The 13,276-nt window shown below is 68.4% G+C and carries 20 protein-coding genes; 9 read left to right on the top strand and 11 right to left on the bottom strand.

What is annotated here, in order from left to right; genetic code table 11:
• Positions 1-29: 29 nt before the first annotated feature.
• The 3 genes from ACODSL_RS06570 to ACODSL_RS06560 are packed head-to-tail and all read left to right on the top strand — an operon-like array spanning position 30 to position 1,643.
• A complete protein-coding gene (locus ACODSL_RS06570) occupies positions 30-656 on the top strand; it encodes a TetR/AcrR family transcriptional regulator (RefSeq protein ID WP_488899861.1) in 627 nt (208 codons plus the stop codon).
• Positions 653-1,303 carry an SRPBCC family protein gene (locus ACODSL_RS06565; RefSeq protein ID WP_488899860.1) on the top strand — a complete coding sequence of 217 codons (651 nt, stop codon included), beginning with the start codon at positions 653-655 and terminating at the stop codon, positions 1,301-1,303. The genes ACODSL_RS06570 and ACODSL_RS06565 overlap by 4 nt, the downstream gene beginning before the upstream one ends.
• A gap of 1 nt (position 1,304) precedes the next feature.
• Positions 1,305-1,643, top strand: coding sequence for a hypothetical protein (locus ACODSL_RS06560; protein ID WP_488899859.1), 339 nt, complete (start codon positions 1,305-1,307; stop codon positions 1,641-1,643).
• Between the two features lie 97 nt (positions 1,644-1,740).
• Here the strand turns inward: ACODSL_RS06560 and ACODSL_RS06555 are convergent, their stop codons facing one another.
• The gene (locus ACODSL_RS06555; RefSeq protein ID WP_488899858.1) at positions 1,741-2,556 is read right to left on the bottom strand and encodes a crotonase/enoyl-CoA hydratase family protein; all 816 of its coding nucleotides are present in this window, start codon (positions 2,554-2,556) and stop codon (positions 1,741-1,743) included.
• A 142-nt stretch (positions 2,557-2,698) separates the two neighbouring features.
• On the opposite strand from ACODSL_RS06555, the gene ACODSL_RS06550 reads away from it, so the two are divergent.
• Together ACODSL_RS06550 and ACODSL_RS06545 are read left to right on the top strand one after the other, a co-directional pair.
• Positions 2,699-3,175 carry a hypothetical protein gene (locus ACODSL_RS06550; protein WP_488899857.1) on the top strand — a complete coding sequence of 159 codons (477 nt, stop codon included), beginning with the start codon at positions 2,699-2,701 and terminating at the stop codon, positions 3,173-3,175.
• 126 nt (positions 3,176-3,301) lie between these two features.
• Positions 3,302-3,691: a DUF4282 domain-containing protein gene (locus ACODSL_RS06545; RefSeq protein WP_488899856.1), complete on the top strand. Its 390-nt coding sequence runs from the start codon at positions 3,302-3,304 to the stop codon at positions 3,689-3,691.
• Here the strand turns inward: ACODSL_RS06545 and ACODSL_RS06540 are convergent.
• The 9 genes from ACODSL_RS06540 to ACODSL_RS06500 form a co-directional block, all read right to left on the bottom strand.
• Positions 3,666-4,736, bottom strand: a complete 1,071-nt coding sequence (locus tag ACODSL_RS06540; RefSeq protein WP_488899855.1) for an endo-1,4-beta-xylanase — start codon at positions 4,734-4,736, stop codon at positions 3,666-3,668. The genes ACODSL_RS06545 and ACODSL_RS06540 overlap by 26 nt on opposite strands.
• 119 nt (positions 4,737-4,855) lie before the next feature.
• Complete coding sequence (locus ACODSL_RS06535) at positions 4,856-5,266, bottom strand: flagellar export protein FliJ (RefSeq protein WP_488899854.1); 411 nt, start codon at positions 5,264-5,266, stop codon at positions 4,856-4,858.
• Positions 5,266-6,597 (bottom strand): flagellar protein export ATPase FliI, encoded by a 1,332-nt coding sequence (fliI, locus tag ACODSL_RS06530; RefSeq protein ID WP_488899853.1) that lies wholly within the window; start codon positions 6,595-6,597, stop codon positions 5,266-5,268. Before fliI ends, ACODSL_RS06535 begins: the two co-directional genes overlap by 1 nt.
• Before the next feature lie 95 nt (positions 6,598-6,692).
• The gene (locus ACODSL_RS06525) at positions 6,693-7,094 is read right to left on the bottom strand and encodes a hypothetical protein (RefSeq protein ID WP_488899852.1); all 402 of its coding nucleotides are present in this window, start codon (positions 7,092-7,094) and stop codon (positions 6,693-6,695) included.
• 43 nt (positions 7,095-7,137) lie between these two features.
• The gene (locus ACODSL_RS06520) at positions 7,138-7,320 is read right to left on the bottom strand and encodes a hypothetical protein (RefSeq protein ID WP_488899851.1); all 183 of its coding nucleotides are present in this window, start codon (positions 7,318-7,320) and stop codon (positions 7,138-7,140) included.
• 11 nt (positions 7,321-7,331) lie between these two features.
• On the bottom strand, positions 7,332-7,661 hold the full coding sequence (locus tag ACODSL_RS06515; protein WP_488899850.1) for an ArsR/SmtB family transcription factor: 330 nt from the start codon (positions 7,659-7,661) through the stop codon (positions 7,332-7,334).
• Between the two features lie 118 nt (positions 7,662-7,779).
• The gene (locus tag ACODSL_RS06510; RefSeq protein ID WP_488899849.1) at positions 7,780-8,160 is read right to left on the bottom strand and encodes a GFA family protein; all 381 of its coding nucleotides are present in this window, start codon (positions 8,158-8,160) and stop codon (positions 7,780-7,782) included.
• A gap of 15 nt (positions 8,161-8,175) precedes the next feature.
• Entirely contained in the window at positions 8,176-8,556 is a 381-nt protein-coding gene (locus ACODSL_RS06505; RefSeq protein ID WP_488899848.1) for a VOC family protein, read from the bottom strand.
• 28 nt (positions 8,557-8,584) lie between these two features.
• Entirely contained in the window at positions 8,585-8,938 is a 354-nt protein-coding gene (locus ACODSL_RS06500; RefSeq protein ID WP_488899847.1) for a hypothetical protein, read from the bottom strand.
• A gap of 216 nt (positions 8,939-9,154) precedes the next feature.
• Here ACODSL_RS06500 and ACODSL_RS06495 point away from each other — a divergent pair, with 216 nt between their 5' ends.
• Positions 9,155-10,189 carry a MerR family transcriptional regulator gene (locus ACODSL_RS06495; protein WP_488899846.1) on the top strand — a complete coding sequence of 345 codons (1,035 nt, stop codon included), beginning with the start codon at positions 9,155-9,157 and terminating at the stop codon, positions 10,187-10,189.
• Between the two features lie 3 nt (positions 10,190-10,192).
• On the opposite strand, the gene ACODSL_RS06490 is transcribed toward ACODSL_RS06495, so the two are convergent.
• Positions 10,193-10,684, bottom strand: coding sequence for a winged helix-turn-helix transcriptional regulator (locus ACODSL_RS06490; RefSeq protein WP_488899845.1), 492 nt, complete (start codon positions 10,682-10,684; stop codon positions 10,193-10,195).
• 238 nt (positions 10,685-10,922) lie between these two features.
• On the opposite strand from ACODSL_RS06490, the gene ACODSL_RS06485 reads away from it, so the two are divergent.
• The 3 genes from ACODSL_RS06485 to ACODSL_RS06475 all read left to right on the top strand — a co-directional run bounded on the left by ACODSL_RS06485 (position 10,923) and on the right by ACODSL_RS06475 (position 13,186).
• Entirely contained in the window at positions 10,923-12,107 is a 1,185-nt protein-coding gene (locus ACODSL_RS06485) for an acetyl-CoA C-acyltransferase (protein WP_488899844.1), read from the top strand.
• Positions 12,108-12,275: 168 nt separating this feature from the next.
• Positions 12,276-12,548, top strand: a complete 273-nt coding sequence (locus ACODSL_RS06480) for a GNAT family N-acetyltransferase (RefSeq protein WP_488899843.1) — start codon at positions 12,276-12,278, stop codon at positions 12,546-12,548.
• Between the two features lie 155 nt (positions 12,549-12,703).
• Entirely contained in the window at positions 12,704-13,186 is a 483-nt protein-coding gene (locus tag ACODSL_RS06475; protein ID WP_488899842.1) for a type III secretion system chaperone family protein, read from the top strand.
• Positions 13,187-13,276: the final 90 nt, after the last annotated feature.

Raw genomic sequence — 13,276 nt, 5'->3', positions numbered from 1 at the left:
CTTGAACACTCAATCAAGTGAGCCCGCCCATGGAACCCACCCGCGAGCGCATCCTGTTCGCCGCTCTGACGCTCTTCTCGGAGAAGGGGTTCCTGTCGACCTCCGTGGCCGACATACTGCGCGAAGCCGGGGCCAATTCGGGCAGTCTGTATCACTTCTTCCCGACCAAGCAGGACGTGTTGCTTGCGGTGCTGGAGATGTATCGCGACGGCATCTATCCGATGCTGCTGGCCCCGGCCTGGGAGGGTGTGGAAGACCCGATCGAGCGGGTGTTCGCTTTGCTGGCCGCCTATCGCGGCATGCTGAAGAACACCGCCTGCCTGTATGGCTGCCCGATCGGTTCGATCGCCCTCGAACTGCATGAGCCCGACCCGCCGGTGCGGGAGATGCTGTCGGTCAATTTCGAGGGCTGGGTGCGTCATGTGAAGGGCTGTCTGGACGCGGCGAAGTCGCGCCTGCCGGCCGGGACCGACACCCACGCGCTGGCGACCTTCGTCCTGACCACCATGGAGGGCGGGGTGATGCAGTCGCGCACGCACCGCACGCTGGCCGCCTTCGATGCCTCGGTGGCCGGCCTGAGGCACTACTTCACCTTGTTGCAGGCCGCCGCCGGAGCAGTCGCGACGCCCGCCGACCGTCAGGAGACCGGAACATGAAACGTCTGCTCGCCGCTGCGGCGATCTCGATGCTGCTCGCCGCCCAGCCGGCCAGGGCGGCCGATGCCTTTCCCGACTGGCGGGCCTTCCGCGATGTGTCCAACAGTTCGTTCGTCGAGCCGGGCGGCGGGCGCGTGCTTCAGTTGTCGATCGTCGTCAATGCGCCGCCCGCCGCCGTCTGGGAGGCCTTCGCCACCAGCAAGGGCTTCAGCACCTGGGCCGTCCCTGTGGCCTGGGTCGACTTCCGCGTCGGCGGCATGATGGAGAGCAGCTATCTGCCCACCGCCAAACCGGGCGATGGCGAGAACATCAAGAACCAGATCGTCAGCTATGTGCCCGGTCGACTTCTGTCGATCCGCAATGTCCAGACCCCGTCGGGTCTGAAACACCGCGAGCTGTTCGGCCAGGTGGTGCAGACCATCGAGTTCGAGGACTTCGGCGCCGGCCGCACGCGGGTGACCATGACCGGCGTCGGCTGGGGACCGGGCGAGGGGTTCGACTACCTGTATCGCCATTTCGAATGGGGCAACGCCTATTCGCTGGCCGAACTGAAGAAGCGCTTCGACACCGGGCCCGTCGACTGGGCGGCGGTGTTCGCACGGCAGAAAGCCGCGGCCGCGTCGGCCGTCGTTCAAGGGGGAAACTGACATGAACCGCAAGGCGCTCATCAACGCGACCGTCATCGGCACGGTGCTTCAACTCATAATGGTCGGGGTGGGGCACTTCGCGCCGGCCGTGGCCGCCCTGTTCGCCCCGATCGGCATCCTGCTGTCGCTGGTCGCCGGCCTGATTTACGCCCGGGCGGCGAAGAGCGCGTGGAGCGACAGCCTGCTCGGCGGCGTGATCGCCGGCGCCGTCTGCGCGCTGCTCGGGATTGCGGTGTCCTGCCTGCTCGGCGACGTCCAGCCGATCATTCTGGTGATCGGCACGCTCAGCTCCGCCTTTGGCGGGGTGGTCGGCGGGGCGATCGGCAAGGTGCTGAAGTAAGGGAGTAGGGCGTAGGGAATAGGGAGTAGTTCGGCCTGCGGACGCCGCAGGCGCCGCAACTCGAGCTGGCTACTCCCTACTCCCTAAAGGCTACTCCCTACGCCTCCGCGAACTTCGCCGCGCGCTTCTCCATCGTCGCCATGACCGCCTCTATCTGGTTCGGGGAGCCGATCAGGGCGCCCTGTTCCTTTGACTCGGCGAGCAGAACCGTATGCTGGTCGGCGCCGCTGGCGGCGAGATCGATCAGGCGCTTGTCGCCACGGATGGCATGCGGGTTCTTGCCGGCGATTTCATGGGCCAGCGCCAGGGCTTCGGCGCGCGGATCGGCGCAGACGCGCGTGGCGAAGCCGTAGCCGACGGCGTCCTCGCCGCTGAACTGGCGGCCGGAATAGGTCAGCTCGCGAATGACGTCATCGCGGGCCAGATGGCGCATCAGCACGAGACCGGCCATGTCGGGCACCAGGCCCCACTTGATCTCCATGATCGACATCTTCGCGTCGGCGGTGACGTAGCGAATGTCGGCCCCCAGCGCGACCTGGAAGCCGCCACCGAAGGCCACGCCGTGGATCGCGGCGATCACCGGCACGGGGATCTCGCGCCAGACCATCGCCGCCTGCTGGGCGCGATTGGCCCCGCCGGGCGTGCGGCTGGCGGTCACCAGACCCTCACCGCCCTTGCGTTCGCCCGAGGCCATCTTGCCGAAGTTGCCCATGTCCAGCCCGGCGCAGAAGGCCCGGCCTTCGCCCGACAGCACCACGGCGCGCACGCCGGACTCGGTCTTCAGCCGCTCGCCCGTCTCGATCAGGGCCGAGAACATGGCGTCGTCCAGCGCGTTCATCTTGTCGGTGCGGATCAGCCGGACGTCGGCGACGCCGCCCTCGATGGTCACGGAAATCCGGTCCTGCGTGCTCATGACGAGCGCCTCCCTGTCTGGCTTTTGAGGACCGTATCGGGCCCGGCGCGCCTCCCGCAAGCCATCACCCGACGGAACCCGGAGCCGTGCCGGACGGTTATTCAGGTCCTGGGGTCGGGGGAAAGCCACGGAGTAAGACCTCATGACCCACAAGACTGTCCTGACCGGCCTCAGCGCGATCGGTGCGCTGGTGATCGCCGGCGCCGCCCCCGCCCAGACCGTCGGCGTCACCGGCAAGGCCGCCGTCACGCCGCCCGCCGCGCCGGCTGTGCCCGCCACGCCCGCGATGCCGGCCGCGCCTCCCAAGGCCGTGACACCCCCGCCAGTTTCGCCTGCCGCGCCGTCCGCATCCTCGTCCACGAGCATGGGGACCGGTGCGACCGTCAGCGGCCCGAGCAGCTTCCCCATCGGCACGGTCGTGCGCGATTCGGCGGGCGTGCAGATCGGGACCGTCATGGATCCGAAGGAAGGCATGGCCACGGAAGGCCGCGTGGCCATCCGCACCGGCGCGGGCTTCATCACTGTGCCCGCCGCCAGTCTGCGCATGGATGGCGATGTCGCGGTCAGCAACCAGACCGCCGCTGAAGCCGGCGCGCCCGCCGCGCCGCGCCCGCAATAGACGAGACGATCCGGTCCTGACGGTTTCGCGCCGTCAGGACGTTTCGTCGCCATTGCCCCGGACCGCGCGCGCCGATAGACATGCGGCCACAAGGGCGGCGCGGATGCCGCCGGGGAAAACCTGCGCATGGCTCCGGCCAGACCGAACACGAAACGCGGCTCCAGCAGCACCCTGTTGTGGGACCTGCTGACCTTTGACCGCCTGATGACAGGGCCGGTGATCCATCTGATCTACTGGGCAGGCCTTGGCGTCATCATCATCGGCATCTTCGGCGCGATCGGCGCGGCCGTTGGGGTTGCGCTGCAGGACACCAACATCATCGGCAAGCTGCTTGCCCTGCCCGTGGCGATCGCCGGCGTGCTGGTCGGACTGGCGCTGAGCCTGCTCTGGCGCTCGTTCTGTGAGTTCTACGTGGCCATTTTCCGCATCGCCGACGACCTGCGCGCGCTGCGCCAGGCCAGTGATTCGGATCACGTGCTGAAGCGGCCTGTCAGCCCCCCGACGCTCGACGTCTGAGGTCTTCGACGACGGCGGTGAACGCCGCCTTCGGCCGCCCCGCATCATCGAACAGCAGTGGCGTGTCCGCGGCGTTCTCCCGCTTCAGCCAGCTGTCCTTGTCGCGCACGCCCCAGACCGTGAACGCGAACTGCTGCGCCTCGGGCAGGGCCGCATAGGCCTCGACGGCCTCGGCATAGAGCCGCGCCTGTCGCCGTTCGGCTTCGGCCCGCGACGCCAGCACCCCGCCCTGAACCACCGAGACGTCCATCTCCGACAGATGGATCGGCAATCCGAACCCGGCCAGGGCCGTCAACGTCGCGGTGATCGCGCCGGGCGCCAGTTCCGACCAGCAATGGGTCTGGCAGCCGATGCCGCCGAGCGGAACGCCGTCCTTCAGCAGTTGCTCGATCAGCCGCAGGTAGGTGGCCAGCTTCGCCGGCCGGCTTTCGAGGTGGTAGTCGTTGATGAACAGGAGCGCGTCAGGATCGGCCGCGCGGGCCGCCTCGAACGCCACCCGGAAATGGCCGGTCTGGCCCAGCTTGCGGGTCCACAGGCTCTCGCGCAGGCCCTCGCCGTTCTCCATCACCGGCTCGTTGACCACGTCCCAGCCGACGGCGACGCCGCGATAGCGGCTGACCATGGCGGTGACGTAGTTGCGCAGCGCGCCCTCGAAGGACTGTCGCGTCTCGTCGAGCCTGACGAACCCCTCGGGCTCATTGGCGTACCAGACCAGCGTATGGCCGAAGAGCTTCAGCCCGCGCTGGCGGGCGAAGCCGGCGATGGCGTCGGCGCGGTCGAAGCGGAACGCGCCGTCCGGCTGGACGACGTATTCCATCTTCATCTCCCACTCGGCGGTGATCTGGGAGAAGTGGCGGGCGACAAGGTCGCCGTAGGCCGGGTCGGCCAGTTCAGCGGCCCGCACGGCCGTGCCGATGCGGAACGGCGCCAGCGACCTCAACGGCGGCTCGGGAATCGCCTGGGCCGCCGCAGGCTCCCGTCCGCAGGCGGCCAGCGCCAGGCCGGACGCCAGGACCAGGCGGCGGGAGAGCAGATGCTCCCCCATCGGGGGAGCTGTCAGGCCGCAGGCCTGACTGAGGGGGTCGCCCGAGACCGGAGCGGCCCCCCTCCGTCTCGGCTTCGCCGATCCACCCCCCCCGGTGGGGAGGGATCTCTGGTCCCGCCTCACCCGCGTGCCGCTCTGCGCAGCCCCAGTTCGTCGAGGGCGGCGGTTTCGCGGCGGCCGGCTTCCTTGCGGGCCGCCATTTTCGTGGCTTCGGCGACGTGTTCGTATTTCTTGAGCGCCTCGAAGGCCTCACTCAGCGCGTCGCGGGCCCCGGCTTCCTCCAGCGCGATCGCATCCAGCGCCGCCTGGGCGGTGGCCTGACGCTGCCTCAGGCCTTCGCGAAAGCCGGCCATGTACCAGCCGGCCTCGGCGTCAGCCCGCGCGTTCTGCAACTCGGACTCGCCCTCGGCCTCAAGCACGGCCAGTCGCATCTCGACCATGGTCCGGCGGTCGACGATCTCGGCCAGCCGCTTCTGCAGGTTCTCGACCTCGAAGGTCGAGATGCGGATCAGGGAGCCCATCGCCTTCATCAGGCGCTACCCAGGATATGGTCGAGGCCGGCGAAGGCGTCTTCCAGGCTGGTGACCTCGTCCTTGTCCTGGCCGAGGAAGGCCTCGAGATCGGGGTTCAGGGCGATGGCCCGGTCGACCTGGGCGTCGGCGCCGGGGCGATAGGCGCCGATGCGGATCAGCTCTTCCATGTTCGCCCACGCCGCCAGGGTCTGGCGGGCGTTGGAGACGATCTGGCGTTCGTGAGGCAGCTGACAGCCGGGCATGGTCCGACTTATGGACTTGAGGACGTTAATAGCCGGGAAGCGTCCGCGCTCGGCGATCGCCCTTTCCATCACGATGTGGCCATCGAGAATGCCGCGTACGGCGTCGGCGATCGGCTCGTTGTGGTCGTCGCCGTCGACCAGCACGGTGAACAGGCCGGTGATCGGGCCGGCCGTGGAGCCGTCCGGCCGCACGGGGCCGGGGCCCGCCCGCTCCAGCAGCTTGGGCAGTTCGGTGAACACGGTGGGGGTGTAGCCCTTGGTGGTCGGCGGCTCGCCGGCGGCCAGGCCGATCTCGCGCTGGGCCATGGCGAAGCGGGTCACGGAGTCCATCAGGCAGAGGACTTCCAGGTCCTGGTCGCGCATCGCCTCGGCTACGGCCATGGTCATGTAGGCGGCCTGGCGCCGCTTGAGGGCCGGCTCGTCGGAGGTGGCCACGACCACAACGGCGCGCTTGAGGCCCTCTTCGCCGAGGGTCTCCTCGATGAACTCGCGCACCTCGCGGCCCCGTTCGCCGATCAGCCCGACCACGACAGCGTCGCAATCGGCCTGGCGGGCCAGCATCGACAACAGCACCGACTTGCCGACGCCCGAGCCGGCGAAAATGCCCAACCGCTGGCCACGACAGGTGGTGGTGAAGACGTTCATCGACCGGACGCCCAAGTCCAGTCGCTCGCCGACCCGGCCGCGCGCATGGGCCGGCGGCGGCGGCGCGCGCAGGCTGTAGGGGGCGGCGCCCTGGGGCAGGGGACCCTTGCCGTCGATGGGGTTGCCGAAGGCGTCGATGATCCGGCCGAGCCAGGCCTTGTGCGGCCGGACGACCGCGCCGTCAGGCTGGATACGGATCTCCGCCCCGGGGGCGATGCCCTCGACAGGGCCGAACGGCATGAGCAGGGCGCGGGTTTCGCGGAAGCCGACCACCTCGGCGGCCAGCGACGGGGCGTTGCGGCGCTCGATCTCGGCGCGCGCGCCGACCGCCAGATGGGTCAGCCCGCCGCGGGCCTCGATCAGCAGCCCGTTCACCGCCGCCACGCGACAGGAGATGGACAGTGGCTCGATACGCTCGACGGCGGCGATCAGACTGCGCAACGCGATGGCCCCGGATTACCCAGCGCCCATCATGGCAAGGTTGCTTTAACCATAAATGAAAAGGGCCGGGGACATGTACCGCAGGTACGTCTCCCCTATTTCCACCGGTCCCCCGGCGCCGCGACGTAGTTCGTCCACACATGGCCCCACGGGATGACGATCGGGAAGATCACGCCCATGCCGCAGGCCAGCAGGGTCTCGGACGTGCCGGCGCTCATCCCGCCGGCCTGCCAGGCGGGGATGCCGACGAGCGCCAGCCACATCCCCTTCCAGATCAGTTCGAACATCAGCAGCGGCAACATCTTCATCGGGTAACGCAGACCCAGAAGCGCCAGCAGCGACACCGCCGCCAGCATGCACTGGACCACGCCGTACATCAGGGGCCACGGCGTCTCGTGGTGGAGGATGCCCGGCCAGATGGTCAGGCCGAGCCCCACGGACATCAGCAGATAGGCGGCCCTGAGGGCATGGAGGCGCAGCAGCGGGACCTGGGTCATGCCGGGATTTCCTTGCAGAGATGAGTGGGGAAAGGGGCGGCGGCTAGCCGACGTCCTTGAGGATCTTTTCGATGGTCGCCAGACGGGCCTCGATGGAGGCCAGGGTGTCGTCGTTGGCCAGTTTGGCCTTCGCCTGCTGGACCTGGGCGAAATAACGCATGCCGAAGACCAGCAGGATGGTCGCGAGCGGCAGGCAGAGCGTCGTCAGATAAATGGCTGGGGACATGGGGTTGGCCTCTAGGTGTCGAGCTTGTTGGTGAGCGTGAGCGCCGCCTCGGCGATCGCGGCGGGAGTCAGGGCGAGGGCGAAGTCGGTGACTTCGAAATAGTTCAGCGCCTTGCCGTCGGAGGACAGTTCCAGCTGGCTGGTGACCAGTCCGGCGTCCTCAAGCTTCTGCAGGTGCAGATGCAGCAGCGGTCGGCTGATGCCGAGTTCCCGCGCCAGCCGGCTGATGTAGTCGCGCCCGCCCGCCTGCAGCGCGGCGAGGATCCGCAGCCGATGCGGACTGGCCAGCGCCGCCAGCATGGCCAGCAGCTGATCCCCCGTCGGTGACGCGTTCGATTTCATATGTCAGAAATAACTGACGCATGTCAGGGAGTCAACGGGTGGGGACATGTACCGCAGGTACGTGTCCCCTAATCCTGGGCCGCTCGATTGGGGGACACGTACCTGCGGTACATGTCCCCTACCGCTGGTTCTGCGGCAGGCCGTCTGCGATGTCGTAGTAGTCGCCCTTGTCGGCGACGAAGATGTGCTTGCTCATCCGCGTGCCGGTGGGGCTGTCGAAAGCGCCCATGGCGATGGCGATCCACGGGTGGTGGACGGGCTTCCAGAACAGCGCCGAACCGCAGGTGGCGCAGAATCCGCGCCGTACCTTCTCCGAAGACTGGAACCAGGTCACCCGGTCCGCGCCGTGGATGGTCACCGCCGATTCCGGCAGGTCGGTCGAGACGAAGAAATGCCCTGACGTCTTGCGGCATTGCGTGCAGTGGCAGCCGTCCGGCGCGGGCAGGTCGCCCTCGACCTCGAACGTCACGGCGCCGCAGAGGCAGGATCCCGTATGCATGGACGGCGCCTCCGATCAGCCCTGCGACAGGCTCAGGACGTTGCCGTCCGGATCGGCGAACCAGGCCAGCTTCGACGCGCCGTCCGGCGAGGACCAGATGCCGAGGGCGTCCATGCCGTAGCCTTCGTAGATCGTCATGGTCACGCCCTTGGTGTTGAGCGCCTGGATCGTCGCGGTGATGTCGGCGACCTGCCAGCCCACCACGGGATGCTGCCCGGCCTGGTGGTCGTCGATCTGGGTGATCCGCAGCGTGGCCCCGTTCATGTTGAGCGCGCAGCCGTAGTCATCGTCCTCCAGCAGCGTCAGCCCTAGGGCCTGCATGTACCAGGCCTTGGACGCCGCTCGGTCCCGGGTGAGGATGTGGGTCACCACGCCGGCTGAAGCCAGATCGGTCATTGAAGCCTCCGCGTTTCGCGAGCCGATGCTAGCGGGGGAATGCCCCGGGAGAAACGGGGCGTTCGCAGGTCGAGGCCGCCGGCCTGTGCTTTCGTCCCGCGACCACGCCACAGTCGGGGCTCGCGCACTGCTCACAGATGTCGAGCGTTTCCCCGACCGGTCGGCCGCGGATGAAGCCGGGCAGGGGCTGGAACTGCCGGCATCGCCATTCTTCGTGCACCGACCGCTCGCCGTCCCACACGCTGACCATCGCCGCGCTGGGATGCTCGCCCAGCAACACGCGCGATTGCGCCACGGCGTCCCGGTCTGACGGCAGAGGCCGCGCCTCGAAGGTTGCTGCACTGCCATCCGGCTGACAGAGAAAGAAGGTGAAAATCTGCATGACATGACGCCTGAACAAACCAGGCGGGGGCAATTGGCCCTCAGCCGCCGACGCCAGGGAAAAGCCACCAGTCAGCGATGGGGCGTTCTACGCCTGTTCCGGTCAGCGCGCCAGTCGGCCCGGCTCTGCCTTGACCCGGTCCGACCCGGAGGGGCTTGACCCGGCCCCGGGGGACGCCCCGATAGGTGTGGCGGTCAACCAGCGAAAAGGTGAGTCATGACGACGTCCCCACGATTCCTGAACCCGTCCGAGGCCGCGCGTCGGCTCGGTGTTTCCTCCAAGGCCCTGCGGCTTTACGAACAGCGAGGGCTGGTCGTTCCGGGGCGCACGCCGGCGGGCTGGCGGGCCTATGGTCCAGCCGAAATGGAGCGCGCCGCCGAGATCGCGTCCCTGCGCCGCCTTGGACTGAGTCTCGCGCAGGTCGCTCGCGTGCTCGGCGGCGATCCGCTGGGCCTTGAACCCGCCCTCGCCGCCCATCAGGCGGGGCTGGAGGAGCGATACCGCGACCTGGTCCGGACGCTGGAGGCGGTGCGCGCGGTGCGCGATGACCTGGCGCGCGGCAAGACACCGAGTGTCGGCGATCTGATCGGGATTCTGGCGCCGCCCGCGGGCCCGGCCGCGGCGTTCGATCTGCCCTGGCCCTGGGGCGGCGAGCGGTTCGAACTGCGCGACCTCCGGCCGCTGACCTACATCGTCGGGCCGCTGGGCAGCGGCAAGACCCGACTGGCGCGCCGCCTCGCCGAGGAACTGCCCGGGGCGATCTTCCTCGGCCTCGACCGGCTGGCGGACGACGGGGCGGCGGCCAACGCGCGGCTGGACGCGGATCCGACGTTGCGGTCGAGGGTCGATCAGGCCGGCGTCTGGCTGGAAGAGGATGGCGCCAAAGCGTCGGCCGCTCTGACCATCCTGCTCGCGACGCTTGAGGCGGACGGGACAGGCGCCGTTGTGGTGGACATGGTCGAGCAGGGGCTGGACCAGTCGACGCAGCAGGCGCTCATCGCGCACCTTCGCCGCCGTGGTCCGAAGGGCCGGCTCCTGTTTCTGATGACCCGTTCGTCGTCGATTCTCGACCTGCAGGCTGTCGGGGCGGACGAGGCGATCCTGCTTTGCCCGGCCAACCACAGTCCGCCGACGTTCGTGGCGCCGCACGTGGGCGCGGCAGGTTACGAGGCCGTCGCGACCTGTCTGGGATCTCCCGACGTTCGGGCCAGGACGGAGGGCGTAGTTGCTTGGCGGCCGAACGTGGCCTGAGCCTCAGCTCGCGTCCGATTTCGCCAGGGCCTCGCCGACGGTCAGGGCGCCCTCGTTCAGTTCGTATCGACGCAGATCGCCGGGGATCAGGCCCTCGTTACAGTGCTCGCAGACGAGCTTCGGCGAGAAGGCGTGGCCGCAATGGTCATGGATGAACTGGACCGGAGGGTTCTCGCCGTAGACATGGCGGTTGCCCCAGTCGAGCATCGTCAGGAGCACCGGCTGCAGCGCCCGGCCCTTCTCGGTCAGCACGTACTCCTGGCGCGGCGGACGCTCGGAATAGCGTCGGGGCGCGAGCACGCCGTGCGCGACAAGGCTCTTCAGCCGGGCGGCCAGCACGTTACGCGCGACGCCCAGCCGTTCCTGCCACTGCTCGAACCGGCGCACGCCCCGGAACGAGTCGCGCAGGATCAGCAACGTCCACGGGTCTCCGACGACCTCAAGGGTCGCGGCGATGCCACAGGTCTGGTGCGAATAGTCTGCTGTACGGCCCATGGGCCTAATTTGCGGTTTCCCTAAAGGGAAAGCAAGAGGGTTGCCTTTCGGGACGAACCTGAGTAAGTTGCTTTTAGCAACTCATTTCCTGTTTGCTCAACTCGGGACGGCGTCATCGGACCCCGACGCCGTCCCCGCTTTTTTCGGACAGGCCCATGGCGCGACGCGCCATGTCGCGCTTGCGGGCGGCGTCCGGAACGCTCAAATCAGCGGCGTCCGCCTTCGGAGAATTCTGAACATGTCCGCCGATCCCGTCGTCATCGTCTCGTTCGCCCGCACGCCGATGGGCGGCTTCCAGGGCGCGCTCACCGGCGTGAAGGCCACTGAACTGGGCTCGGCCGCCGTGCGCGCGGCCGTCGAGCGGGCCGGGGTCGATCCGGCGAAGATTGAGCAGATCATCATGGGCTGCGTGCTGCCGGCGGGCCTGGGCCAGGCTCCCGCCAGACAGGCCGGTCTGGGCGCGGGCCTGTCGCTCGGCGTCGAGGCGACCACGGTCAACAAGATGTGCGGCAGCGGCATGCAGGCGGCGATCATGGCCCACGACGCCCTCGCGGCCGGCTCGGTCGATCTGATCGTCGCCGGCGGCATGGAGAGCATGACCGGCGCGCCCTACCTGATGACCAAGCACCGCGGCGGCGCCCGCATCGGCCACGATGTGATCAGCGACAGCATGTATCTGGACGGCCTCGAGGACGCCTACGAGCCCGGTCGGCTGATGGGCTCGTTCGCCGAGGACAGCGCCCGGACCTACCAGTTCACCCGCCAGGACCAGGACGACTACGCCATCGAAAGCCTGAACCGCGCCCGCACGGCCATCGAAAGCGGGGCTTTCGCCGCCGAGATCACGCCGGTGACGGTCAAGACCCGCAAGGGCGAGGAAACGGTCAGCCAGGACGAGCAGCCGCTGAAGGCCGACCCGTCGAAGATCCCCGGCCTCAAGCCCGCGTTCGCCAAGGACGGCACCATCACCGCCGCCAACGCCAGCTCGATCAGCGACGGCGCCGCCGCCCTGGTGATGACCCGCGAGAGCGTCGCGAAGGCGCTCGGCCTGCCGATCGTCGCCCTTGTCGTGGCCCACGCGGCCCACGCCCATGAGCCGGGCCTGTTCACCACCGCGCCGGTGCCGGCGATGCAGAAGGCGCTGAAGAAGGCGGGCTGGACGGCCGAGGACGTCGATCTCTGGGAGGTCAACGAGGCCTTCGCCGTCGTCGCCATGATCGCCCAGCGGGAACTCGGCATCGACCGGGCGAAGCTGAACGTCAACGGCGGTGCGACGGCGCTCGGTCACCCTATCGGCGCCTCGGGCGCACGTATCCTGACCACCCTGCTGTCGGCGCTCAAGGCGCGCGGCGGCAAGCGCGGCATGGCCAGCCTGTGCATCGGCGGCGGCGAAGCCACGGCCATGGCTGTCGAGCTGGTGTGAGGGAGTAGGGAGTAGGGAGTAGGGGATAGGGAGTAGTTCGGCCTTGCGCGCCGCCCGTTTCGCGCCTTCCCTCTGCTACTCCCCACTCCCCACTCCCCACTCCCCACTTCCTACTCCCCACTTCCTACTCCCTACTCCCTACTCTCCACTCCCTACTCCTTGGCCCCCATGTCCCCCATTACCGACAACGCCGCCGCCGGCCGGTTCGAGCTGATCGAGCAGGGGCAGACGGCCTATGCCGACTACCGCATGACGCCGGACCGGATGATCATCGACTATGTGTTTTCGCCGCCCGCCCTGCGCGGCGCGGGGACGGCCGGTCGCCTGATGCAGGGGGTCGTGAGTGCGGCCCGGGCGCGATCGGTGAAGATTACCCCCCTTTGCGGTTATGCGGCCGCCTGGCTGAAAAGGCATCCTGAGGCGTCCGATCTGGTAGCCTGACGCGAAACCTCGTCCTAAGCTGCCATCGGGAGGCGGGTCTGGGGGCCGTCGGGGATGACCCGGCGCCATGATCGCGCGAGGTGCGTTGAAGCGGGGCGCTTGTTCACCGGCGCCCCGGGAAATCTGGGGAAATTCTTGTGAACAGGAAAAATGACATGCTGAAATCGCTCGCCACGGTCAGCGCCCTGGCGCTCGCCTTGTCGGTTCCCGGCGCCGCGTTTGCCCAGAATGGTCTGCTGAGCGACTGGGCGCCGTCGGACATGAAGGCGGCCCTGACCGCCGCCGGAGCCACGGTCACCAAGGAAGGCGCGCTCGACAGCGGCGCGCCCTATATCGGCGCCTCCACGGCCGGCGGCATGAAATTCGTCGTCTACGGCACGGTCTGCAAGGGCACGCCGAAGCGCTGCAACGGCGCCAACCTGTCGGCCAGCTTCACGCTGGGCTCCGACACGGAAGTCGACACCCGCGAGAAGGAAATCGACCGCTCGGCGGTCGGCGTGCGCAACGCCGGCGACAATTCGCTGGAAGTGTCGCGCTACATCATCTTCGACAACGGCATCACCCGCGCCAATCTGGCGACGAACATCGAGGTGTTCATCGAGGTCGCGGAAGACATCTGGAACGGCGGCGGCAAGTAGTCGCTCCACCTCGACAGAACGATCAGGCCGCGGGGGCGACTCCGCGGCCTTTTCATTGCTAACCTCCCGGCCGGGATCCAGCGGGAGAAG

The sequence above is a fragment of the Caulobacter sp. FG121 genome, assembly GCF_057809815.1.
Note: the sequence above shows the minus strand (reverse complement) of the source record. Positions and strands in the feature narration are given on the sequence as shown.